This is a genomic window from Ewingella sp. AOP9-I1-14 (assembly GCF_052375995.1).
In the GTDB taxonomy this organism is placed as follows: domain Bacteria; phylum Pseudomonadota; class Gammaproteobacteria; order Enterobacterales; family Enterobacteriaceae; genus Ewingella; species Ewingella allii.
Map to the genome: position 1 here is coordinate 24,596 of NZ_JBQSVA010000008.1, position 24,052 is coordinate 48,647.

Sequence of the window (24,052 nt, forward strand, 5' to 3'; positions counted from 1 at the left end):
GCGGCATAAATTGAACATCTGTGGAGAAACATCATGAAAAAGTCTGTACTGGCCTGTTTGTTTGCTTCAGCTCTGTTATCCGTTTCAGCCGCGCACGCTGCGGACAAAATTCGCATGGGCGTGGTGGTCAAAGTGGGCGGCAACGCCTGGTTCAACGCCATGGAAGTGGGTATCAAAAACGAAGCTGCTAAAGAGGGTATCGACGCATGGCAGGTCGGCCCAACCAGCGATGACCCGGCGTTGCAGGTGCGTGCGATTGAAGACCTGATCGCGCAGAAGGTGGACATCATCGGCGTGGTGCCAAATGACGCCAAAGTGCTGGAGCCGGTACTGAAACGCGCCCGCGATGCCGGTATTAAAGTCATCACCCACGAGTCACCAGATCAGAAATACGCTAACTGGGACTTCGAAATGGTCGATGCCACCCAGCTCGGCGTGAGCCACATGGTGGCGCTGGCGAAATGCATGAAAGAGACCGGCGATTACGCGGTTTACGTCGGCAGCCTGACCGTGCCTCTGCACCAGAAATGGGCCGATGCGGCGGTCAATTACCAGAAAGAGCACTATCCGAATATGCATCAGGTCGGCGACAAGTTTGGCGTCGGCGAATCCCTCGATGACACCATCCGCACCACCAATGACCTGATGTCCAAAGACCAGAACCTGAAAGGCATTCTGGCGATTGGCTCCCAAGGTCCAATCGGTGCCGGACGCGCGGTGCAAAACCGTGGCAAAAACGGCGACATCTGCGTCTTCGGCCCGTTCAGCCCAGGTCAGGGTGCATCACTGGTTAAAAGCGGTGCCATTAACGGCGGCTACATCTGGAACCCAATGGTGGCCGGTGAAGTCTTCGTGCGCGTCGCGGGCATGATCTCCAAAGGCACGCCGATCACTGACGGCATGGAAATCGACGGCATGGGCAAAGTGAAGGTAGATGAAGCCACTCACACCATCCTCGGCAACAAAACCGAAAGTCTCGACAAGGCGAACCTGCCAAAACTGGTGAAAATGGGGCTGTAATTATGGCGATCTCCGAGACATTTGATACCCAAACGATGCCGCTGATTGATGTGCAGAATCTGTCGGTGACCTTTGGCGGTCAGCGCGCATTGAATGATATTTCTCTACAGCTGATGCCCGGCGAAGTTCACTGTCTGGCGGGTACCAATGGCTGTGGCAAAAGCACGTTGATCAAGATTATCTCGGGGGTCTACCAGCCGGACAACGGTTGCAGCATTACCCTCGCGGATAAAAATTTTAACCCGCAAACCTTCAGCCGCCTTAGCCCGGAGCAGGCGCGCAGCTTCGGGGTTCAGGTGATTTACCAGGACCTGTCGCTGTTTCCCAATCTGAGCGTGGCCGAGAACATTGCCTTCGACCACAACCTGCACGGGCTGATGGGCTGGTATCGCCCGTCACGCCTGCGCGACACCGCCAAGCGCATTCTCAGCGAGCTGAATTATCAGCTGGATGTCGATGCTAAAGTGGCGTCGCTGCCGATTGCCCAGCGCCAGCAGGTGGCTATCTGCCGCGCGCTGGTGGCCGATGCGCGGCTGGTGATTATGGATGAGCCGACGGCGTCTTTGACGCGCACCGAGGTCAACCAGCTGCTGCGCACCGTGCATTACCTGAAAAGTAAAGGCATCAGCGTGGTGTTCGTCAGCCACCGATTGGACGAAGTGCTGGAGATTTCCGACAGCGTGACGGTCATTCGCGACGGCAAGCGCGTCGGCACTTACCCGGCATCTGAAGTCAGCAGCGAACGCCTGACCGAACTGATGACCGGCCTCAAACTCGACTATCGCCTGAAGGCCGCTAACCAGAATGACCAGCGCATCATGCTCGAGCTGGATAAGCTGAGCCGCGAAGGCCAGTACCACGACGTCAGCCTCAAGCTGCACGCCGGGGAAGTGCTCGGCCTGTGCGGGCTGCTTGGCTCCGGGCGTACCGAGCTGGCGTTAAGCCTGTTTGGCATGACCAAGCCGGACAGCGGCAAAATCTATCTCGACAGCAAACCGGTGCGTTTTCGCGGCCATGAAGATGCCATTAAATCCGGCATCGGTTATGTCTCGGAAGACCGCCTGACGCTGGGGCTGATTCAGCAGCAGTCGGTGGGGGACAACACCGTGCTGGCGATCATGGATCAGCTGCGCAGCCGTTTTCATCTGATCGACGAATACCGCAAAAACAAAATCATCCAACAGTGGATCGAAAAGCTGGGGGTCAAGGTCGCCAGTCCGGATCAGGCCATTTCCACGCTGTCAGGCGGCAACCAGCAAAAGATCGTTCTGGCGAAATGGGTGCTGACTCAGCCGAAGATCCTGATCCTCGATTCGCCCACCGTTGGCGTCGATGTCGGGGCCAAAGCCAGCATCTATCAGTTGATCCACCAACTGGCGGAAGAGGGGATCTCTATCCTGCTGATTTCCGACGAAGTGCCGGAAGTCTATTTCAACTGTGACCGGGTGCTGCACTTCAGCGAAGGCACGGTGAAAGGCGAGTACCTGCCCGCCAATATCAGCCAACAACAACTTGCGGAGGCGGTGAATGCTTAATCTCAACCGTTTACGCCCGTCCACCAACGAAGGCTATCTGGCCTGGGTGCTGGTCGTGGTGATCGTCACCTTCTCGCTGCTGACTAACCAGTTTTTGACCCTGCAAAACCTGCTGGACCTGTCTGAAAGCTACGCCGTCAGCGGCATTTTCGCCCTCGGGCTGTTTGTGGTGCTGGTTACCGGCGGTATCGACATCTCCTTCGCCGCCGTGGCCTCGGTGGTGCAATACGCTATCGCCACGCTGGCGATCCACTACGGCCTCGCCAGCCCAACCGGCACGATTTTGCTGGCGATCGCCATCGGCTCCGTCTTCGGCATGATCAACGCCATTCTGATCTACTGCCTACGCATCGTGTCGATCATCGTCACCATCAGCATGCAGTCGCTGCTGTTCGGCATGCTGATGTGGCTGACCAATGGCACCAGCCTGTATGACCTGCCGGACTGGCTGGTGACGCCGCTCAAGGTGCTGCCGTTCAGCGTCGGCACGCAACACTATCAGATTGGTTTGCCGCTGGTAGTGATGCTGGCGGTCGCGGCGCTGACTTGGGTGCTGCTGAATAAAACCCATCTTGGTCGCCAGCTGTTTGCCGTCGGCGGCGATCAGGAATCTGCGCGGCGCATTGGTATTCGCGTCGGTGTACTGCACCTGTTCGCTTACGGCTATCTCGGCGCAATGGCGGCGATTGGCGGACTGGTTCAGGTTTATCGCGTGGGGGAAGTGGTGCCTAACGCGCTGGTCGGCGGCGAGCTGGACGTTTTGGCGGCGGCCGTTCTTGGCGGAGCCAGCCTGAATGGCGGCAAAGGCAGCGTGGTCGGAACCTTGATGGGCGTGTTCCTGATTGGAATTCTAAAGAACGGCCTGAATCTGATTGGCGTCTCCAACTACTTCATGAACATCGTTATCGGCGTGGTGATCGTGGTGGCTATCACCGTCACTCACTACAAAAAACGCAAAGAAACCGATGTCGGCTTCGCGTAAGGAATCTGCAATGTTAACCAAAACCAAGAGCCTAAAAATGAAGTCCGGCGGCGCGGGCCCGCGCTTCAAATTTGATAACACCACGCTGGGCCTGAGCCTGCTGCTGGTGGTGGTGATTGTCGGTTTCAGTCTGGCGATGCCCGGCCGTTTTTTCAGCAACTCTACCTTTATGAGTGTGGCTTTCCAGTTGCCGGAGCTGGGCCTGCTGACGCTGGCGATGTTCATCCCAATCCTCAGCGGCGGCCTTAATCTGTGCATTATCGCCACTTCCAACCTGACCAGCTTACTGATGGCGTGGGTGTTTCTGACCTACCTGCCGCCGGACGCTAGCCTCGGCCTGCAAGCCGTCTGGCTGACGCTGGCGCTGGTCGGCGCGATGGTGCTGGCGATCGCCATCGGCATGTTGACCGGCGCGCTGGTGGCCTATGTTGGCGCGCACCCGATTTTAGTGACGCTGGCGACCATGACCATGGTTAACGGCATTGGCATCTATCTGTCACGCGGCGCGGCGATCAGCGGCATGCCGGACATCGTGCGCTACATCGGCGCGGATACCCTGCTGGGCATTCCGGTGCCGCTGATCATCTTCTTAGTCACGGCGGTGCTGATCGCGGTGTTTCTCGAACGCACTCGTCTGGGCAAATACATCTACATGAGCGGCAGTAACATCAACGCCACCCACTTCAGCGGCGTCAATACCCACCGCGTGCTGATCGCCATCTACGTGCTGTCGAGCATGCTCTGCGTGATTGCCGGGTTAGTGATGATGGCGCGCTTCAACTCGGCGCGCATGGGCTACGGCGACTCCTACCTGCTGCTCACCGTGCTGGCGATTATTTTGGGTGGCACCGACCCCTTCGGCGGCTTCGGGCGAGTGACCGGCGTGGTGCTGTCACTGGTTGTGCTACAGGTGATTTCCACCGGCCTCAATCTGTTGAACGTCAGCCCGCACTTCAGTCTGGCGATGTGGGGCGCGGTGCTGATTGTGGTGCTCGGCCTGAAGTTCTTCCGCAATCGCTATATGCAGAAAAGAGCAGGGCGGATGAGCGCCGCGAAGGCCCGAGCCGCCGCGCCTTAGACCTTATTTTTAATGACTTAACGACACGCATTTTCAATCTCTCTGAACCCAGGAACAGACTATGGAATACAAAATCTCCCCGTCGCTGATGTGCATGAGCCTGATCGACATTAAGCAGCAACTGGCGGTGCTGAACCGCCGCGCTGACATGCTGCACATCGACATCATGGATGGTCACTATGTGAAAAATATCACCCTGTCGCCGTTCTTTATCGAGCAGATCCGCCCGCACACGCCGCTGGTGCTCGACGTACACATGATGGTGGAAAACCCGACCGATTTTATTGAGCCGATTGCTAAAGCCGGAGCGGATTACATCTGCCCGCATGCCGAAACCATCAACCGCGACGCCTTCCGGGTGATCAATCAGATTCGCTCGCTGGGTAAAAAAGTGGGCGTGGTGCTTAACCCGGCCACCCCGGTGGAGTTTATCCAGCACTATATTCACCTGCTGGACAAAATCACCGTAATGACCGTGGATCCGGGCTATGCGGGCCAGCCGTTCATCCCTGAAATGCTGCATAAAATTGCTCAACTGCGCGATCTCAAGCAGCAGAAGAACTACCGCTATCTGATCGAAATCGACGGATCTTGCAATGTGAATACCTATCAGGATCTGATGGGCGCGGGGGCGGAAGTGCTGATCGTCGGCAGCTCCGGTCTGTTCAATCTGGATAAGGATTTGGACAGTGCGTGGGACAAAATGCTCGACCAGATGCGTCAGGCGCGTCAAGCGGCCTAAGGGCGGGAGAGGCTATGGAGCATTTTCTCGGCGTAGACATTGGCGGCACCAACACGCGGCTAATGCTGATGAACGACCAACAGGTTTTTCAGGGATATCAGAAAGTGCCGACCCGCTCTTGGGCCGAACTGGCTGACCCACTCGGCGGGCTTGAGCAACTGCTTGCCGCGTACCTGCAAGGCACTGCTGCACAGGTGTCTGGGGTGATGCTCGGATTGCCGGGGATTTTGTCCCGCGACCGCAATACCGTGTTATCGCTGCCTTTTATTCCGGCGCTCGATAACCAGCCGGTGGCGAAGCAGCTTTCGGCGCGTCTCGGCCTGCCGGTGAGTATGGATAAAGACGTTAACCACTTGATGTGGTGGGACTTAACCCGTCTCGATGTGCTGCCCGACGTCGCCGTTGGAGTCTACCTCGGTACCGGGTTTGGCAACAGCCTGTGGCTGAATAATGACTTTTATCACGGGGCCCACGGCGGCGCGGGGGAGATTGGTCATATCCCCTTAAAAGACAACCATTTGCTGTGCCCTTGCGGTAAGACGGGCTGTGTCGAAACCCTGACTTCCGGCAACTGGCTTAGCGGTTGGGCCAGACATCACGCGCCGCAAACCGCGATGTCAGACTTGTTCGTCAAACACGGCGAACACCCGGATTTGCTGGAGTTTATTGAGCGTCTGGCGCGTACCGTCGCCAGCGAAATGAACATCCTCGATCCGCAATATTTGGTGCTGGGCGGCGGCGTGCTGTCGATGACGGCTTTTCCCATTGAGAAGCTACAGCAGCTGATTCGCTCACATTTGCGCAGTCCGCATCCGGCCAACGGCTTAACTATCGCTATCAGCGGCGTCTCGGACGAAACGGGCTGTCGCGGAGCCTGTCTGGCGGCGCAGCGGCGTTTTGAGCAACAGCGGCCATCACCGCGACATTTTTCACTCAGGAGAGAGGCATGAACAGAGGCAAGGTATGTGTATTTGGATCATTCAACCTCGACATTGTCGCCGGAATGACCCGTTTTCCTCAGCCGGGTGAGTCGCTGATTGCCCGCAACAGCATGATGGGCGCGGGCGGCAAAGGGGCCAATCAGGCCGTCGCCGCGCTGCGCGCCGGTGCGCGAGTTCACTACATTGGTAAAGTCGGGCGAGATGACTTTGGCACCTTTGCGCGTCGCCATCTCGACAGCGCCGGGTTTGATGCCGTGACCCTGTTTTCCACCGCCGAATGTCCCACCGGCAACGCGCTGATTTACGTGGCAGGGGCCGATGCGGAGAACATGATTGCCGTCGACCCCGGTGCGAATCTCACCGTGACCGATGACGAAGTGGAACAGTGCCGCCCGGCCATTGCCGCCGCCGACATTCTGCTGACCCAGCTGGAAAACAACCTGTCGGCGATTGAGAAGCTGATTGGCATCGCCAAAGATAACGGCACCTTTATCATTCTTAACCCCGCGCCTTTCCAGCCAGTACCTGACAGCCTGCTGTCGCAGGTCGATTTACTGACGCCGAATGCCACCGAATGCACTTTGCTGACTGGCATTGAAGTGCACGACGTGGCCTCCGCCAAAGTGGCCGCAAAAGCATTGCACGCCAAAGGTATTAAGGCGCTGATCATCACCCTCGGCACCCAAGGTGCGCTGCTCTCGGTGGCGGGGAAAACGGACTTGGTTGCCGCGTTTCCTGCTGTTCCGGTCGACACCACGGGTGCAGGCGACGCCTTCAACGGCGCGCTCGCCTCCCAACTCGCCGCCGGAGCCGACCTCGCCGACGCCGCACAATTCGCCTCAGCCTACGCCTCAGTCTGTGTCGAACGAGCCGGCGCCGCCTCATCAATGCCAACTTACGCCGAAGCCAAAGAGCGGCAGATGGTGGTGGTTTGAGTTAACTGCCGGTTTCCTGATTTGTCGCCTTTGGGGCGACAGATTAGGGAAGTTTAACACTTAGGTTTCCCCCACTTCGTTCAGTAACATTCGCTCGATTTTCATACAAAAAAGTATCATCTGACTGACACATGGCTGAAACACAGAAAGCTTAGCGTAACGGCTTATTTGACTGCCCGGTAATGAGAAATGCGCCGTTCGCTGTTCCCCTGGTTGGTGCTGATGCCCACCTTGATCTTCCTGTTTTTATTCACCTATTTCCCTTTATTCCGTTCTGCGGCCGACAGTCTGTATGACAGCCGGATGAACTCCGATAACCCGCCGTTTGTTGGTTTGCAGAACTATGTTCGCCTGCTGCAAGACGACGTGTTCTGGCGCGCGCTGCTTAATAACCTGTCTTACATTCTGATGACGGTGATCCCCGGTATCGTGCTGGCGCTGCTGCTGGCGGTGGCGCTATGGGAAAACACCGTGCTCAATCGCTGGCTGCGCACGGCCTTTTTCTTCCCGATGATTATCCCGCTGGTTAGCGCCGCCACCCTGTGGCTGTTTATCTTTATGCCGGGGCTGGGGCTTATCGACTATTACCTGGCGAAGTTTTTCGGGCCGATGAACAACAACTACCTCGGCGCGAGCGACAGCGCGCTGATTGCGCTGAGCGTGATTGGCGTGTGGAAATTCGCGGGTTACTACATGCTGTTTTTCCTCGCCGGATTGCAGTCGATTCCCGCTTCGGCGCGCGAAGCGGCGATGATGGAAGGGGCATCTCGCATCCAAACCTTCTTCTATGTCACCTTGCCACTGCTGCGCCCGACCATCAGTTTTGTGGTCACCATCGCGCTGATTTACGCCATCACCCAAATCGATCACGTGCCGGTGATGACGCAGGGCGGGCCGAATAACGCCACCACCGTGATGCTCTATTACATCCAAAGTTTAGCTAACGACACCCACGATTTAGGCAAAGCTTCGGCCGCGACCTTCCTGACGCTGATTTTACTGTTTGGTTTCTCGGTGATGAACCTGCGAGTGCTGGAGAGAGGGGCGCACTATGAGCGTTGAAACGTCTGACAACCTGCTGGTGACCAGCGCGAAGAGCCGCAGCCGCCAGCCTTCCCTGCTACTGCGCGGCGCGCGCCGTTCTACGCTGCCGCTTCTGCTGGTGTGCGGCGCGCTGCTGTGGGTCGCGCCCTTTATCTGGATGCTGTCGGCCTCCTTTAGCGAAAGCAGTTTCGGGCCGGGGATGGCGTCGCTGCTGCCGCGCTTCCCGCTGACGCTGCAAAACTTCCGCGACGCGTGGGACAGTGCCGACTGGCTGCGGCTCTACGCCAACACCATCTTCTTCTCCTTCGGCACCTTCTTGGTCCAGCTGGTGACCATCACCACGGCGGGCTACGTCTTCGCCTACCACGAGTTTCGTGGCAAACAGACGCTGTTCTACCTGCTGCTGATCCAACTGATGATCATGCCGGTGGTGATGATGGTGCCGAACATGATGATCCTCAAACAGTTCGGCCTGCTCAATACATTGACCGGCGTGATGATGCCGTACTTCGCTTCGGCGTTCGGCGTGTTCTTGATGCGTCAGGCGTTTCTGAGCATTCCGCGCGAAATCGAAGAGGCGGCGCTGATGGAAGGCTGCCGCTGGTGGCAAGTGGTGTTCCGCGTGCTGATCCCGATGTCGTGGCCAGCCATTTTGGCCTTCGCCACTGTCAGCATCACCTATCACTGGAATGAATACCTGTGGCCGCTGATGGTGCTCAACGACCCGGATAAACAGGTGCTCACCGTCGGGCTGGTCTCCTTTGCCATGGGCGCGGAGTCGGGCGGGCAGTGGGGGCTTATCACCGCAGGCACGCTGATGGTGTGCTTGCCGCTAATGCTGGCATTCGTGCTGTTCCAGAAACAATTTCTTAAAAGCTTTGGCTTTTCAGGCATTAAATAAACTGCCGTTAAATAAAGGGGTTACCGATGTTTCTCGCTCAAATTTCCGATATGCATTTCCGTAGTCAGGGCCGCAAGCTGTATGACTTTATCGACGTCAACGCCTGCAATGCCGAGGTGGTAAACCAGCTAAATGCGCTGGAAGAGCGCCCTGACGCGGTAGTGATCACCGGTGACATCGTCAACTGTGGACTGCCCGCCGAGTATCTGGTGGCGCGCCGCACGCTGCAAAACCTGCATTACCCGCTGTACATCATACCGGGCAATCATGACGACAAAGCGCAGTTCCTCGAAGCACTGCACCCGCTGTGCCCTGAACTGGGCCACGACCCGCAAAACATGCGCTACGCGGTGGACGATTTCGACATGCGTTTGCTGTTTATCGACAGCAGCCTGGCGGGCGAGTCCAAAGGCTTTTTGACACCAGAAACCCTGTCATGGCTGGAAGAGCAGTTGAAAGCAGGCGGCGACAAGCCAACGGCGGTGTTTATGCATCATCCGCCAGTTAAGGTCGGTTCGGCGCAGATGGACTCTATTTCTTGCGAGAACGGCGACGAACTGCTGGCGCTGATTGACCGTTTTCCGTCGCTGTGTCGTGTATTCTGCGGTCACACGCACCGCCTGATTTTCACTCAGTATCGCCAGGCCATCATCACCACTATTCCGGGTACCGTGCATCAAGTGCCTTACTATCACCACAACCCAGCGCCTTTCTATAACCTCGAACCTGCGGCCTGCGTGATGCACCGTCTGGTGGAGAAAACTGGCTTAGTCAGCTACTTGCACCCACTTTCGCAATATCCGGGGCCGTACCTGTATGACGCTACCATCAGCTGCCCGGTGGATGACGAATAATGTCGCGAATTCGTCTTGAGAATATCTGCAAGCAGTTTGAAGGCAGCATGGCGGTGAACAACCTGTCGCTGGAGATCGCCGACGGCGAGTTTCTGGTGCTGGTGGGGCCGTCCGGCTGTGGCAAAAGCACCTTGCTGCGCCTGTTGGCGGGGCTGGAAAACGTCAGTAGTGGGCGAATTTTGCAGGATGGCGAAGACATTACCGCGCGGGAGCCGCGCGAGCGCAACTTCTCGATGATTTTCCAGAACTACGCGCTGTTCCCGCATATGACCGTTGAGCAGAACATCACCTTTGGCATGCGGATGCGCAATGAGCCGAAGTCGCAGCATCGAGCGCGCGTCGATCGCGTGGCTGCGCTGTTGCAGCTTGAGCCGCTGCTGGATCGCAAACCGGGGAAACTTTCCGGCGGCCAGCGCCAGCGCGTGGCAATGGCGCGCGCGATTGTGCGCGATCCCAAGCTGTTTTTGATGGATGAGCCGCTGTCGAACCTTGATGCGCGTCTGCGTACCGAGGTCCGAGATGGCATCATGGCGCTGCATAAGCAGTTGAAAACTAGCACAGTTTACGTGACTCATGACCAGATGGAAGCCATGACCATGGCCGACCGCATTGCAGTGTTGGACAAAGGCCACTTGCAGCAAATCGGCGCGCCGGAAACCCTTTATGCCCAGCCCGCCAATCTGTTTGTTGCCGGATTTATCGGCACGCCGTCGATGAACATCTTCAAACTGCCTTGCCAGCAGGGCGTGGTGCAGTTTGGCGATCACGCTATTGCCTTACCAGAGAGCGAGCACGCGCATGGCTTGAACGAAGTCTATTTGGGCATTCGCCCTGAGCACTTGAGCGACCAGCCGAATGAAGAACGCACTTTAGCCCTTAGCGTCACGCTGAATCATCGTGAGTTGCTGGGTGCTGAGTACCTGTGCCATGCCGACACGGGCTATGGACACATTCGTTATTTATTGAAAAATCAGAATGTTAAAAATCTGCGGCGTATTCAGGCCGAGGGAGAATCCACTTTGGTTATCCCACAACCGGGCGACCGCGTGACCTTGTACTTCTCTTTGCACGACCTTCATCTTTTTTCGGGCCAAAACCAGCAAAATCTTCACCAGGAGATCCAACATGCGTTGCACTATGCCTAAACTCCACGCGCTGACACTCGCCATCGGGCTGCTGTCGGCTGGCGCGGCGTCAGCAAAACAAAATATTGATTTCATGTTCCCGGCGCCGGTAGACGGCAAGCTGACCATGGAAATGACCCGTGTAATCAAAGAGTTCAACGATTCTCAAACCGATGTCGAAGTGCGCGGTATCTTCACTGGCAACTACGACACCACCAAAGTGAAAGCGGAAGCGGCGGCTAAATCAGGCCAGCCTCCGGCGCTGGTGATTATGTCTGCCAACTTCACGGCGGATTTAGCCATCAAAAATGAAATTCTGCCGATGGACGACCTGTTCAAATACGGCAACCAAAAAGCCACGCCTTTCCTGACTGAAAACTTCTGGCCCGCCATGCGCCAAAACGCGCAGGTTAACGGCGTGACTTATGCGATCCCATTCCACAACTCGACGCCAATTCTCTATTACAACAAAGACTTGTTCGCTAAAGCGGGCATTTCTGCGCCGCCGAAGAACTGGGATGAACTGCTGGAAGATGCCAAAAAGCTGACGGATAAAGCCAAAGGGCAGTGGGGCATTATGTTGCCATCGACCAACGATGACTACGGCGGCTGGATCCTCTCTGCGCTGACCCGGGCCAACGGCGGCCAATACTTCAACGCCGATTATCCGGGCGAGGTGTATTACAACACTGCCTCGACCGTGGGTGCATTACAGTTCTGGCAGAACCTGATTTATCGCGACAACGTGATGCCATCCGGCGTGTTGAACTCCAAGCAGATCAGCGCGGCGTTCTTCTCCGGCAAGCTGGGGATGACCATGCTGAGTACCGGCGCGCTGGGCTTTATGCGGGAAAACACCAAAGATTTCGAGCTGGGCGTGGCGATGATGCCGCAGAAGGTGCGTAATGGCGTAAGCATCGGCGGGGCAAGTCTGGTGAGCTTTAAAGGCATCACTGACGACCAGAAAAAGGCGGCTTATACCTTCCTGCAATATCTGGTTAGCCCGAAAGTGAATGGCGCGTGGAGCCGTTTCACCGGCTATTTCTCGCCGCGTATTGCCTCTTATGATTTGCCGGAAATGAAGGATTATTTGGCGAAAGACCCGCGTGCCGAAATTGCTCTGCAACAGTTGAAATACGCCTATCCGTGGTATTCAACTTATGAGACGGTAGCCGTGCGTCAGGCGATGGAAAACCAGCTCGGGGCCTTGGTCAATGACCAGAAAGTCACGCCACAGGCTGCTGCTGCCGCTGCGCAGGAAAAAGCGGATGCCATCATGAAGCCGTATGTAGACCAGACGGCGCTCAGCGTGCCGAAATAAGTGCTAAACACGCCTCCCTCTTCGCTAGGGAGGCGTAAACATTACTTCAACCAGCCCTGGGCATGAGCATGGTCCAGATGGCCGCGAATGTGTTGCCACAGCTCTGGATTGATGTCGCCAATGAAAGAATTGCGCGCCAGAACCTGCTCCAGACGGATATTGTTCTCCACCCAGCTTTGACCTTTATTGTTCAGGTTCATCACCACCGGCAGAATACGGTCAATCACCAGCGCAAAGCGCGCTTCCGGGGTTTCACCAGCTTCGTACTCATTCCACAAATCAAGGAACTGCTGATCGAGTGGCGCAGGCAGCATGCCGAACAGGCGTTTAGCCGCCAACACTTCTTGGTCATGCACGGCTTCGCGGGCGGCAAGGTCATACACCAGCACGTCGCCGGCGTCGATCTCCACGATGTCGTGTACCAGAGCCATGCGGATCACTTTCTGAATATCGACATCTTTAGGCGCGTAGGGCGCGAGGGACATAGCCGCCACAGCGAAATGCCAGCTGTGCTCTGCTGAGTTTTCCTGACGCTGAGTGCCAAGCACCTTAGTGCGGCGTTGTACGCTTTTCAGTTTGTCGATTTCCATCAGGAACTGAAAAACGTCGGTCATTGAGCCGAAATTCAGCGCGGGAGAAGCTACAGACATAATCAAACCTCAGTCATTGGCAGGGAATTCCCCCTACGATAATCCGATGAGGCCAAAAAATCATGTCTTTACATAAATCAGCCGAGATTTTTCTCGAATGATAATTCACCGGAATTATTAATAACTTGAACGATTAGAAGGGCTTCAGACTCGGGTTGTTCCGAAATGCTTACCAAGCTAAGAGTATGTTACAACAGTTAATACTAATTTTTGGCTTACACGTGTACACTGGAATTATTCTCAGTTACCCTACTGAGTAGGTAAATTTTTGACCAATTTTTCTTCTCAATCTTTTATCAAAATTACCTCGAGGGTTAGTAATTTATGACTAAATCGTTGCCTCAGGCTTATCCCTGGGCCGAAGAGATAGCCAACAGCCTGAGCCATGGCGTCGGGTTAGTGTTGGGTATCGTAGGACTGGTTTTACTTCTTGTTCAAGCTATGGCGACCAATGCTGGCGTGATAGCAATCACTAGCTATAGCCTCTACGGCGGCAGCATGATCCTGCTGTTTTTGGCTTCCACGCTGTACCATGCCATTCCGCATGAAAAAGCCAAATACTGGCTGAAAAAGCTCGATCACTGCGCCATTTATATCTTAATCGCCGGCACCTATACGCCATTCCTGCTGGTGGGGTTGAACTCGCCGCTGGCAAGAGGCCTGATGGCGGTCATTTGGGGACTGGCGCTGTTTGGCGTGATTTTTAAAATGGCCTTTGCACATCGGTTTGAAGTGTTGTCGCTGATCACTTATCTCACCATGGGCTGGCTGTCACTGATTGTTATTTATCAGCTGGCGGTACGTCTTTCTGCGGGCGGCGTAGCGCTGCTGGCTATCGGCGGGTTGCTATATACGCTGGGGGTGATTTTCTACGCCTCTAAGCGAATTCGCTTCGGGCATGCTATCTGGCACGGCTTTGTGCTGGGCGGGTGCGCCTGCCATTTCTTCGCCGTCTACTTCTATATCTGATTTACCGTCATCCTTCGCACTGTCTCAGCGTTGGCTGCGGGGACTCACCCTGGTCACTTACCAGTGTAAGCTCTCAGGGATTCATCCCCTTGCCGCCTTGATACAGTGCGAATGATTTAGGTAAATCCAGCGTCTGCTATTGGTGGAGAGAGATCTTTTTCAATTACGTCATCCTTCGCACTGTCTCTGCGTTGGCTTCGGGGACTCACCCTGGTCACTTACCAGTGTAAGCTCTCAGGGATTCATCCCCTTGCCGCCTTGATACAGTGCAAATGATTTAGGTAAATCCAGCGTCTGCTATTGGTGGAGAGAGATCTTTTTCAATTACGTCATCCTTCGCACTGTCTCTGCGTTGGCTTCGGGGACTCACTCTGGTCACTAACCAGTGTAAGCTCTCAGGGATTCATCCCCTTGCCGCCTTGATACAGTGCGAATGATTTAGGTAAATCCAGCGTCTGCTATTGAGGGAGAGAAATCCTTTTCAATTACGTCATCCTTCGCACTGTCTCTGCGTTGGCTTCGGGGACTCACTCTGGTTACTAACCAGTGTAAGCTCTCAGGGATTCATCCCCTTGCCGCCTTGATACAGTGCGAATGATTTAGGTAAATCCAGCGTCTGCTATTGAGGGAGAGAAATCCTTTTCAATTACTTCATCCTTCGCACTGTCTCAGCGTTGGCTGCGGGGACTCACCCAGGTCACTTACCAGTGTAAGCTCTCAGGGATTCATCCCCTTGCCGCCTTGATACAGTGCGAATGATATAGGTAAATTCAGCGTCTGCTATTGAGGGAGGAAAATATCTTTCCTCCATTATTTCAATTACTTCTCTTCCACCAACGAATACGGCAGCGGCTGGATGCTCAGCTGGCTTGCGGCGTCGTCGCGTACGCGCAGGTTGGCGTCGGCGTCGAGGTCATTGTTGAGCACGGCTTGTACCCACAGTGAACCGTCGTTGAGCTGGCTGGCGGCCAGAATGGTGCCGGTACGACGCCAGTTCTCACCCAGTTGTAACTCTAAATCATCCCCGGCAGCTGGAACCTTGCTGGCTTTACCCGCTAGCCAGTACAACGCGCGTTTATTGGCTCCGCGGTATTTGGCGCGCGCCACCATCTCCTGACCGGCGTAGCAGCCTTTACTGAAGCTGATGCCGTCCAGCGCCTGAATATTGGTGGCCTGCGGGATGAACTGCACGGTGTTGACGGTATCAATAACCGGATAGCCAGCTTCAATATCCAGCGCCAGCCACTGTTGGCTGTCATTCAACTGGGCCTGATCGCCAATCTCCGTTACCACTTGTTCCGCCTTTTCAGGGCTGGTGACAATCAGATAGCGCTCGGCCGGCAGCGGCAGGTACAGCAGGGTGCTTTCATCTTGCTGAACCACCGGCTGTTCGGCAGTAGGCAAGCTGGAGAATACGCCTTTCAGCGCGGCGTTGGCCTGGAAACCGGCCACGCCCAGCAGCACCACGTCGTCGTCTTCAGTGAACGTCACTTTCGAGAACACGGCGTACTTTTTCATTTCGGTCATCTGCTGGTTTCGCAGGTTGCGGCGCTCGATGAAAGCCATGCCGTCACCGCGCTTGAACAGACGCATATTGCTCCACATTTTGCCTTTCGCATCGCAGTGAGCACACAGGATGTGTTGGTCTGGAGAGAGCGCCTCGACGTCGGCCGTGACCTGACCTTGCAAATATTTCACTGTATCTGCGCCGGTCATGGTGACCATCGCCCAGTCTTCCAGTGAAATTAAAGTCAGCGGCAGATGTGATGAAGCTGAAGGTTTTTGCGGTGGAAACGGAAACTTGTACGCCATGATGCAATCCTAGGCTGAGGTAAATGGACAATAACTTCATGGTAAAAGAGCTAGCCTGCTTTGCAAACTCAATTTATGCCATTTCCAAGACACCTCGCAGGAGAATGGCGCGTTACATCACCGTTGCTTGTCTTTATGCGAGGCGTGATGGAGATATGAACATTGAGGCATGTAAAGGTTACGCCTGAGGTGTGCAGGCTGGTAGAATCTTCCCAGACCGATAAAATAATCATTAATGTACTCCAATAAAGAGCCAGCCTATGGAAAGCAAAGCCCCACTGGATATTCATAACAAGTCCCGCATTCACTGGGCTTGTCGTCGCGGTATGCGCGAGCTTGATATCTCCATCATGCCTTTTTTTGAATATGAGTATGACAGCCTTGATGATACCGATAAGGCGCTATTTGCCCGTCTGTTGACCTGTGATGACCCTGATTTATTCAACTGGTTGATGAATCACGGCGAACCAAAAGATGCCGAGTTACAACGGATGGTGGCCCTCATTCAGACGCGAAATAAAGACCGTGGCCCTGTGGCAATGTGATTTACGGGTTTCATGGCGCTCGCAGCTCATCTCACTGGGGATCCACGGTGCGATAATGCTGCTTATTCTGCTGGCGCCTTGGTCTGCGGGCTATTGGCCAGTGTGGATGACGCTACTGCTGGTGGTCATTTTCGAATGTATTCGCAGCCAGCGGCGCATTACGTCGCGTCACGGTGAGATAAGCCTGCTCGATAACCAGCGGGTTATTTGGCAGCAGCAAGAGTGGGTTATCATCAAACCGGCGTGGATGCTGAAAAGCGGCATGCTTTTGTCATTGCAGCGCGAAAAGCGCAAAGGTGGCTTAAGGCAGGCGATGAAGAGTTCACGGCAGAAGCTGTGGCTTTCATCAGACAGCATGAGTCAGGAAGAGTGGCGGCGTTTGCGCCAGCTATTGCTGAGTGCTCAGCAGCCGGAAAACGGCCAGCAGTAACCCGCTTCGGATGTGCGCAAAGGGTATAGCCCAAGAGACTCGAGTGCTGAGCCTCCTGTGGCGGGCGGCATTAGCCGAGTAGCGCGTCCATCTCGATCAGGATTTGGTCACACCAGTCTTGCAGGCGTTCTTCGCTCAGGTCGTACTGGTTGACTTCATCAAGCGCCAGGCCGACGAAGTGCTTGCCGTCGGCACTCAGCGGTTTTGGACTGGTGAATTCAAAACCGTCAATCGGCCAGAAGCCAATAAACTGCACGCCCAGTGGCAGTAAGCGATCATAAAGCATGCCGAGTGCGTCGAGGAACCATTCCCCGTAGCCCAGCTGGTCTCCCATGCCGTACATGGCGATAATTTTTCCGTTGAGATCCAGCGTCGGAAGTTTGTCCCAAATGGCTTCCCAATCTTCCTGTATTTCGCCGAAATCCCACGTCGGAATGCCGAGGATCAGAATGTCATACTCTTCCATTTTGACCGGATCGACATCTTTCAAATTGTGCAAATCGACCAGCTCTTCACCCAGAATTTCGCGAATTTTCTCCGCGGCCATTTCGGTGTAACAGGTGCTTGAGCCGTAAAAAAGACCAATCTTCATGCTTGTTGCCGTAACGTCATAAGAATGTGAATGGCAGATAGTGTAACAGATTTGCTCAGCACTCCGTCACAATGGCAGGCATAATGAGGGCTAATCGCCGGACGCTGAAACCCTCGTTGAGGGCGCAGCCGAATGAAATTAAGGAGTCAACGTGCCGAATGCTGACCATGATCAGGCTCTTTGCGAGCAGTTTTTGGATACGCTATGGATAGAGCGTAATCTCGCGGAAAATACGCTGGCGTCTTATCGTCTGGATTTGAAATCCCTGCTCGGCTGGCTGAGTCACCATGAAACCGACCTGACGAACGTGCAGGCTGCCGATCTCCAGGCTTTTCTGGCTGAACGCGTCGAGGGCGGCTATAAGGCCACCAGTTCGGCTCGCCTGCTCAGCGCGATGCGTCGCCTGTTTCAATATATGAACCGCGAATCGCTGCGCTACGATGACCCGACGGCGCTGCTCTCCTCGCCAAAACTGCCTCAGCGTTTGCCAAAGGATCTTAGCGAGGCGCAGGTCGACGCGCTGCTGGCCGCCCCCAACGTTGATATTCCATTGGAGCTGCGCGACAAGGCAATGCTGGAGTTGCTCTATGCCACCGGCCTGCGCGTCTCGGAGCTGGTCGGTTTAACGCTCAGCGATATCAGCCTGCGCCAAGGCGTGGTGCGTGTCATCGGTAAAGGCGACAAAGAGCGGCTGGTGCCGATGGGCGAAGAGGCGGTGTATTGGATTGAAAACTACTTCGAACATGGTCGCCCGTGGATGCTCAACGGGGCTTCGGTAGATGTGGTATTCCCGAGCAACCGCGCGCAGAAAATGACCCGCCAGACTTTCTGGCATCGCATCAAACACTATGCGATCCTTGCGGGTATTGATGCCGAGCGGCTCTCTCCGCACGTCTTACGTCACGCTTTTGCCACCCATTTACTGAACCACGGGGCTGACTTGCGTGTCGTACAAATGCTATTAGGTCACAGCGATCTGTCGACCACTCAAATTTATACCCATGTAGCGACTGAACGACTTAAACAGCTACATCAACAACATCACCCTCGCGGCTAACGCGCGAGGAGATAAAGGACGAAATGATGAAAAAAGGTTTAATGCTGTTAACGTTACTGGCTGCCTGTATTACTGGCGCGGCCCAGGCTGACGATGCGGCAGTCCAGGGAACCCTGAACAAGCTCGGAATGAAAAACGTTGAAGTTCAGCCCTCGCCGGTCGCCGGTTTGAGAGCGGTAACGACTGACAGCGGCGTGATTTATGTCACCGAAGACGGTAAACACGTTCTGCAAGGCCCGATGTTTGATGTCAGTGGCACCCAGCCTGTGAACGTTACTAACCAGATGCTTATCAAAAAGTTAGATTCGCTGAAAAGCGAAATGATCATCTATAAAGCGGCGAAAGAAAAACATGTGATCACGGTGTTTACCGACATTACCTGCGGCTATTGCCACAAGCTGCACCAGCAGATGCAGGACTATAACGATCTCGGCATTACCGTGCGTTATCTGGCTTTCCCTCGTCAGGGTCTGAATTCCAAAGCGGAAAAAGACATGCAGTCCATCTGGTGCACCGGCAACCGCAAACAGTCCTTTGATGCGGCGATGCGTGGCGACGATATTTCTCCAGCGAGCTGTAAAACCGACATCTCCAAACATTTCCAATTGGGCGTTCAGTTCGGCGTATCGGGAACTCCGGCGATTGTGCTTGAAAACGGCATGATGATCCCAGGTTACCAGCCGCCAAAAGAGATGGCCGCCATGCTCGACGCGCAGGAACCTTCACAAAAAACCGGTGGTTGATTTTAAGTGACTTTGCAGACCCAACTTCGTCGTCGTCAGGCAGCTGACGGCGCTAATCTCCCTGCCGAGCTTTCACCTTTACTGCGCCGCTTATACAGTGCGCGCGGTATTAAAGGTGCGCAGGAGCTTGAGCGCAGTGTTAAAGGATTGCTGGGATATCAGCAACTTGATGGCATTGATGCTGCCGTAGAATTATTGCAGAAAGCCCTGCGCGACCGCCTGCGCATTATGGTGGTGGGCGACTTCGACGCCGATGGCGCGACCAGCACCGCGCTAACCGTACTCTCGCTGCGCAGCATGGGATGCAGTGAGATAAAGTATCTGGTGCCTAACCGTTTTGAAGATGGTTACGGGCTTAGCCCTGAGGTGGTTGAACAAGCCGCCGCGCGGGGGGCCGAACTGATTCTGACAGTTGATAACGGCATTTCATCTCACGCGGGCGTCGACTTAGCCCACGAGAAAGGCATTCAAGTGCTGGTCACCGATCACCACTTGCCGGGCGACACCCTGCCTGCCGCTGAAGCCATTATTAACCCCAATCTGCACGGTTGCGAATTCCCCTCCAAATCCTTGGCGGGCGTTGGCGTAGCCTTCTACTTGATGCTGGCCCTTCGCGCCGCGCTCAATAAAAGCGGCTGGTTCGAAGAGCAGGGCCTTACCGCGCCAAATCTTGCCGAATGGTTAGATTTAGTGGCGTTAGGCACCGTGGCTGACGTGGTACCTCTTGATGCCAATAACCGAATTTTGGTTTATCAGGGGCTGAACCGCATTCGCGCAGGTAAGTGCCGTCCAGGCATTCGAGCCTTGTTAGAAGTGGCAAATCGCGAAGCGCGCACGCTGGCGGCCAGTGACCTCGGCTTTGCCCTCGGCCCGCGTTTAAATGCGGCGGGGCGCTTAGATGATATGTCGGTGGGCGTGGCGTTGCTGCTCAGTGATGACATTGCGCAGGCGCGGGCGCTGGCCAGTGATTTAGACGCTTTGAACCAAACCCGTCGAGAAATCGAGCAGGGGATGCAAGTCGAGGCGCTGGCGCTGTGCGACAAGCTGGAAAGCAGCAGCGACGCGCTGCCCTATGGTCTGGCAATGTATCACCCAGAGTGGCATCAGGGCGTGGTGGGCATTTTGGCTTCACGCCTCAAAGAGCGTTTCAATCGGCCGGTCATTGCTTTTGCTCCGGCTGGCGACGGCGTATTGAAAGGCTCCGGCCGTTCCATTGCCGGTTTACATATGCGCGACGCTCTCGAGCGTATTGATACCTTGCATCCGGGTCTCATGATGAAGTTTGGCGGGCACGCAATGGCGGCAGGCTTGTCGCTGGAAGAAGCCAAATTTGATGAGTTCCGCGATCGGTTTGCAGAATTGGTCGGCGAATGGCTGGATCCCTCGCATCTGGAAGGCGTGATTTGGTCTGACGGCGAGCTGGCGGGTCAGGAGCTGACCATTGATACCGCCGAGCTGTTGCGCGACGGCGGCCCTTGGGGGCAGTCCTTCCCCGAGCCAACCTTCGACGGGCGTTTCCGCATCTTGCAACAAAAGCTGCTGAAAGAGCGCCACCTAAAACTGATGATTGAGCCTATTGGCGGCGGGCCGCTGCTCGACGGCATTGCGTTCAACATCGATCCGACTTTTTGGCCGGACAGCAGCGTGCGAGAAGTTGAACTGGCCTATCGGCTGGATATTAATGAATATCGCGGAAATCGCAGCGTTCAGCTGATTATTCAGCATTTGTGGCCGAAATAAGCCTTTTCCACCCTCTCGGATAGCCTTGGCGTCGTCTTACAGACGGCGCTAAAAAAACAGCAACTTGCTATAAAAGAGCCGCTAATTCCGCTAGAATCAGCGGTTCGAATGGCATTGGGCCAACTCCGAATCAACGTAAGACGCGAAAATCATGTTTGAAATTAATCCGGTAAAAAACCGAATTCAGGACCTGTCCGAGCGGACAAACGTCCTTAGGGGGTATCTTTGACTATGATGCCAAGAAAGAGCGCCTAGAAGAAGTTAACGCCGAGCTGGAACAGCCGGACGTTTGGAACGAGCCAGAACGCGCACAGGCGCTGGGCAAAGAGCGTTCCGCACTGGAAGCTATCGTTGAAACCATCGACCAGTTAACTCAGGGCCGTGACGATGTGTCAGGCTTGCTGGAACTGGCGGTTGAGGCTGACGACGAAGAGACTTTCCACGAAGCCGTTGAAGAACTCGACCAACTGACCGCGAAGCTGGAGCAGTTGGAATTCCGACGCATGTTCTCCGGTGAATACGACAGCGCAAGCTGCTATCTGGATATCCAAGCCGGTTCCGGCGGTACAGAAGCTCAGGACTGGGCCAGCATGCTGGTGCGTATGTACCTGCGCTGGGCCGAAGCCAAAGGCTTTAAAACTGAGATGATTGAAGAGTCCGACGGCGACGTCGCGGGCCTGAAATCAGCCACCATCAAGATCACCGGTGACTACGCTTTCGGCTGGCTGCGCACTGAAACCGGCGTTCATCGTCTGGTTCGTAAAAGCCCGTTCGATTCCGGCGGCCGTCGTCATACCTCCTTCAGCTCGGCCTTCGTTTACCCAGAAGTGGATGACGATATCGAGATTGAAATTAACCCTGCCGACCTGCGTATCGACGTATACCGCGCGTCAGGTGCGGGTGGTCAGCACGTTAACAAAACGGAATCTGCGGTACGTATTACCCACCTTCCGACCAACATTGTGACCCAATGCCAGAACGACCGTTCTCAGCATAAGAACAAAGATCAGGCCATGAAGCAGATGAAAGCCAAGCTTTATGAGTTTGAGATGCAAAAGAAAAATGCTGATAAACAGCAGATGGAAGACAACAAGTCAGACATCGGCTGGGGCAGCCAGATTCGTTCTTACGTGCTCGATGATGCACGTATCAAAGATCTGCGCACTGGCGTTGAGACACGAAACACGCAGGCCGTTTTGGATGGCGACCTGGATAAATTCATTGAAGCAAGTTTGAAAGCCGGGTTATGAGGAACCAAAATGTCTGAGCAACAACCGTCCGCTGAACAGCAATCAAAAGCGCAGGGCGCTGAGCAAGTACCAGATCTGAACAACGAGCTGAAGGCGCGTCGTGAGAAGCTGGCTGCACTGCGTGAAACCGGCATCGCTTTCCCGAACGATTTCCGTCGTGACAGCATTTCTGACGAAATCCACGCTAAATACGACAGCAAAGAGAACGAAGAGCTGGAAGATTTAGGCGTTGAAGTGACCGTCGCTGGCCGCATGATGACGCGTCGTATTATGGGTAAAGCCTCTTTCGTTACCTTGCAGGACGTGGGCGGTCGTATTCAGCTTTACGTTGCTCGCGATGATCTGGCTGAAGGCATTTATAACGAACAATTCAAGAAGTGGGACTTGGGCGATATCCTGGGTGCTCGCGGTAAGTTGTTCAAAACTAAGACCGGTGAGTTGTCTATCCACTGTTCTGAACTGCGTCTGTTGACCAAAGCGCTGCGTCCGTTGCCGGACAAGTTCCACGGTCTGGCGGATCAGGAAACGCGTTACCGTCAGCGTTACCTCGACCTGATTGCTAATGACGAATCGCGCAAAACCTTCAAAGTGCGTTCACAAATCATGGCTGCGATCCGTACCTTTATGGTCAATCAGGGCTTTATGGAAGTAGAAACGCCTATGATGCAAGTGATCCCTGGCGGCGCTGCGGCTCGTCCGTTCATCACTCACCATAACGCGCTTGATATCGACATGTACCTGCGTATCGCGCCGGAACTGTACCTGAAGCGTTTAGTGGTTGGCGGCTTTGATCGCGTATTTGAGATCAACCGTAACTTCCGTAACGAAGGCGTTTCTCCGCGTCATAACCCAGAGTTCACTATGATGGAACTCTATATGGCGTACGCGGATTACAAAGACCTGATCATCCTGACCGAGAGCCTGTTCCGTACGCTGGCTGAGCAAGTCAACGACGGCAACCCGCAGATCGTTTATGGCGACCAGACCTTCGACTTCGGCAAGCCTTTTGCCAAGCTGACGATGAAAGAAGCCATCTGCAAATACCGTCCTGAAACCAACGTGGCTGATCTCGACGATATGGCGAAAGCCACGGCGATCGCTGAATCCATCGGTATCAAGATTGAGAAGAACTGGGGCCTTGGCCGCATCGTGACTGAGATCTTCGAAGAAACTGCCGAAGCGCAGCTGATCCAGCCGACCTTCATCACTGAATACCCGGCAGAGGTTTCTCCGCTGGCGCGCCGTAACGACGAGAACCCAGAAGTGACAGATCGCTTCGAGTTCTTCATCGGCGGTCGTGAAATCGGTAACGGCTTCTCCGAGCTGAACGATGCAGAAGATCAGGCACAGCGTTTCGCCGATCAGGTTGCAGCGAAAGACGCAGGCGACGATGAAGCGATGTTTTACGACGAAGACTACGTCACCGCGCTGGAGCACGGTCTGCCGCCGACGGCTGGCTTGGGTATCGGTATCGACCGTATGGTTATGCTGTTCACCAACAGCCATACCATCCGCGACGTTATTCTGTTCCCGGCGCTGCGCCCAACGAAATAAGTTCGCAACGGCGAGTGTGATAAAAGGGAGCTTCGGCTCCCTTTTTCATGCCCGAAGCAGTCCGCAAGGCTAATTGCTTAAATCTCAAGCGCATATCGCAAAACACGCCTTGCTCGCCGCACGTAACGGGTTATAATGCCCACGCACACCAAAGCGGGTGTAGTTCAATGGTAGAACGGTAGCTTCCCAAGCTGCATACGAGGGTTCGATTCCCTTCACCCGCTCCAAGTACT

At 55.0% G+C, this 24,052-nt stretch carries 23 protein-coding genes and 1 tRNA gene; 21 read left to right on the forward strand and 3 right to left on the reverse strand.

All coding sequences use genetic code 11. The annotated features are described in order from the left end of the window. Positions 1-33: 33 nt before the first annotated feature. The 12 genes from ACT3RT_RS18910 to ACT3RT_RS18965 all read left to right on the forward strand — a co-directional run bounded on the left by ACT3RT_RS18910 (position 34) and on the right by ACT3RT_RS18965 (position 12,477). The gene (locus ACT3RT_RS18910) at positions 34-1,020 is read left to right on the forward strand and encodes a substrate-binding domain-containing protein (protein WP_185689259.1); all 987 of its coding nucleotides are present in this window, start codon (positions 34-36) and stop codon (positions 1,018-1,020) included. A gap of 2 nt (positions 1,021-1,022) precedes the next feature. After that, positions 1,023-2,555: a sugar ABC transporter ATP-binding protein gene (locus tag ACT3RT_RS18915; protein ID WP_034792984.1), complete on the forward strand. Its 1,533-nt coding sequence runs from the start codon at positions 1,023-1,025 to the stop codon at positions 2,553-2,555. Continuing rightward, positions 2,548-3,537, forward strand: coding sequence for an ABC transporter permease (locus tag ACT3RT_RS18920; protein WP_496203571.1), 990 nt, complete (start codon positions 2,548-2,550; stop codon positions 3,535-3,537). The genes ACT3RT_RS18915 and ACT3RT_RS18920 overlap by 8 nt, the downstream gene beginning before the upstream one ends. A 37-nt stretch (positions 3,538-3,574) precedes the next feature. Further along, positions 3,575-4,615 carry an ABC transporter permease gene (locus ACT3RT_RS18925; RefSeq protein ID WP_485902612.1) on the forward strand — a complete coding sequence of 347 codons (1,041 nt, stop codon included), beginning with the start codon at positions 3,575-3,577 and terminating at the stop codon, positions 4,613-4,615. A 61-nt stretch (positions 4,616-4,676) separates the two neighbouring features. After that, complete coding sequence (alsE, locus tag ACT3RT_RS18930) at positions 4,677-5,357, forward strand: D-allulose 6-phosphate 3-epimerase (RefSeq protein ID WP_100936917.1); 681 nt, start codon at positions 4,677-4,679, stop codon at positions 5,355-5,357. Positions 5,358-5,371: 14 nt separating this feature from the next. Beyond that, positions 5,372-6,307, forward strand: a complete 936-nt coding sequence (alsK, locus tag ACT3RT_RS18935; protein WP_496203572.1) for an allose kinase — start codon at positions 5,372-5,374, stop codon at positions 6,305-6,307. Beyond that, positions 6,304-7,233 carry a ribokinase gene (rbsK, locus tag ACT3RT_RS18940; protein WP_485902584.1) on the forward strand — a complete coding sequence of 310 codons (930 nt, stop codon included), beginning with the start codon at positions 6,304-6,306 and terminating at the stop codon, positions 7,231-7,233. The genes alsK and rbsK overlap by 4 nt, the downstream gene beginning before the upstream one ends. Before the next feature lie 189 nt (positions 7,234-7,422). Continuing rightward, positions 7,423-8,295 (forward strand): carbohydrate ABC transporter permease, encoded by an 873-nt coding sequence (locus ACT3RT_RS18945; RefSeq protein ID WP_353503330.1) that lies wholly within the window; start codon positions 7,423-7,425, stop codon positions 8,293-8,295. After that, positions 8,285-9,178 carry a carbohydrate ABC transporter permease gene (locus ACT3RT_RS18950; protein ID WP_496200148.1) on the forward strand — a complete coding sequence of 298 codons (894 nt, stop codon included), beginning with the start codon at positions 8,285-8,287 and terminating at the stop codon, positions 9,176-9,178. The genes ACT3RT_RS18945 and ACT3RT_RS18950 overlap by 11 nt, the downstream gene beginning before the upstream one ends. Before the next feature lie 26 nt (positions 9,179-9,204). Next, a complete protein-coding gene (locus tag ACT3RT_RS18955) occupies positions 9,205-10,032 on the forward strand; it encodes a phosphodiesterase (protein ID WP_034792970.1) in 828 nt (275 codons plus the stop codon). Further along, complete coding sequence (locus ACT3RT_RS18960; RefSeq protein ID WP_496203573.1) at positions 10,032-11,177, forward strand: ABC transporter ATP-binding protein; 1,146 nt, start codon at positions 10,032-10,034, stop codon at positions 11,175-11,177. Before ACT3RT_RS18955 ends, ACT3RT_RS18960 begins: the two co-directional genes overlap by 1 nt. Continuing rightward, positions 11,170-12,477, forward strand: a complete 1,308-nt coding sequence (locus ACT3RT_RS18965; RefSeq protein ID WP_353504027.1) for an ABC transporter substrate-binding protein — start codon at positions 11,170-11,172, stop codon at positions 12,475-12,477. Before ACT3RT_RS18960 ends, ACT3RT_RS18965 begins: the two co-directional genes overlap by 8 nt. Positions 12,478-12,518: 41 nt before the next feature. Here ACT3RT_RS18965 and ACT3RT_RS18970 read toward each other — a convergent pair whose 3' ends face one another. After that, positions 12,519-13,127, reverse strand: a complete 609-nt coding sequence (locus ACT3RT_RS18970) for an HD domain-containing protein (RefSeq protein WP_485902591.1) — start codon at positions 13,125-13,127, stop codon at positions 12,519-12,521. Positions 13,128-13,451: 324 nt separating this feature from the next. On the opposite strand from ACT3RT_RS18970, the gene trhA reads away from it, so the two are divergent. Beyond that, positions 13,452-14,096: a PAQR family membrane homeostasis protein TrhA gene (trhA, locus tag ACT3RT_RS18975; RefSeq protein ID WP_353503326.1), complete on the forward strand. Its 645-nt coding sequence runs from the start codon at positions 13,452-13,454 to the stop codon at positions 14,094-14,096. An 819-nt stretch (positions 14,097-14,915) separates the two neighbouring features. Here the strand turns inward: trhA and ygfZ are convergent. Continuing rightward, the gene (gene ygfZ, locus ACT3RT_RS18980; protein WP_353503325.1) at positions 14,916-15,908 is read right to left on the reverse strand and encodes a tRNA-modifying protein YgfZ; all 993 of its coding nucleotides are present in this window, start codon (positions 15,906-15,908) and stop codon (positions 14,916-14,918) included. 278 nt (positions 15,909-16,186) lie between these two features. Here ygfZ and sdhE point away from each other — a divergent pair, with 278 nt between their 5' ends. Beyond that, positions 16,187-16,453 (forward strand): FAD assembly factor SdhE, encoded by a 267-nt coding sequence (sdhE, locus tag ACT3RT_RS18985; protein WP_034793525.1) that lies wholly within the window; start codon positions 16,187-16,189, stop codon positions 16,451-16,453. Continuing rightward, the gene (locus ACT3RT_RS18990; protein ID WP_496203574.1) at positions 16,434-16,883 is read left to right on the forward strand and encodes a protein YgfX; all 450 of its coding nucleotides are present in this window, start codon (positions 16,434-16,436) and stop codon (positions 16,881-16,883) included. Before sdhE ends, ACT3RT_RS18990 begins: the two co-directional genes overlap by 20 nt. Before the next feature lie 70 nt (positions 16,884-16,953). Here the strand turns inward: ACT3RT_RS18990 and fldB are convergent, their stop codons facing one another. Continuing rightward, positions 16,954-17,475 (reverse strand): flavodoxin FldB, encoded by a 522-nt coding sequence (fldB, locus tag ACT3RT_RS18995; protein WP_353503323.1) that lies wholly within the window; start codon positions 17,473-17,475, stop codon positions 16,954-16,956. Between the two features lie 151 nt (positions 17,476-17,626). Between fldB and xerD the strand changes: the two genes are divergently transcribed. The 6 genes from xerD to ACT3RT_RS19025 all read left to right on the forward strand — a co-directional run bounded on the left by xerD (position 17,627) and on the right by ACT3RT_RS19025 (position 24,046). Continuing rightward, positions 17,627-18,532 carry a site-specific tyrosine recombinase XerD gene (gene xerD / locus ACT3RT_RS19000; protein WP_485903953.1) on the forward strand — a complete coding sequence of 302 codons (906 nt, stop codon included), beginning with the start codon at positions 17,627-17,629 and terminating at the stop codon, positions 18,530-18,532. 26 nt (positions 18,533-18,558) lie between these two features. Further along, a complete protein-coding gene (gene dsbC / locus ACT3RT_RS19005) occupies positions 18,559-19,275 on the forward strand; it encodes a bifunctional protein-disulfide isomerase/oxidoreductase DsbC (RefSeq protein ID WP_353504026.1) in 717 nt (238 codons plus the stop codon). Between the two features lie 6 nt (positions 19,276-19,281). Next, positions 19,282-21,015: a single-stranded-DNA-specific exonuclease RecJ gene (gene recJ / locus ACT3RT_RS19010; RefSeq protein ID WP_485903955.1), complete on the forward strand. Its 1,734-nt coding sequence runs from the start codon at positions 19,282-19,284 to the stop codon at positions 21,013-21,015. 151 nt (positions 21,016-21,166) lie between these two features. Beyond that, a protein-coding gene (gene prfB, locus ACT3RT_RS19015) for a peptide chain release factor 2 (protein WP_100936909.1) occupies positions 21,167-22,265 on the forward strand; the annotation gives its coding sequence in 2 pieces (ribosomal slippage) (positions 21,167-21,241 and positions 21,243-22,265; 1,098 coding nt in all). A gap of 9 nt (positions 22,266-22,274) precedes the next feature. Then, a complete protein-coding gene (gene lysS / locus ACT3RT_RS19020; protein WP_353503321.1) occupies positions 22,275-23,819 on the forward strand; it encodes a lysine--tRNA ligase in 1,545 nt (514 codons plus the stop codon). 153 nt (positions 23,820-23,972) lie between these two features. Next, a tRNA-Gly gene (locus ACT3RT_RS19025) sits at positions 23,973-24,046 on the forward strand. The last annotated feature ends 6 nt before the right edge of the window (positions 24,047-24,052 follow it).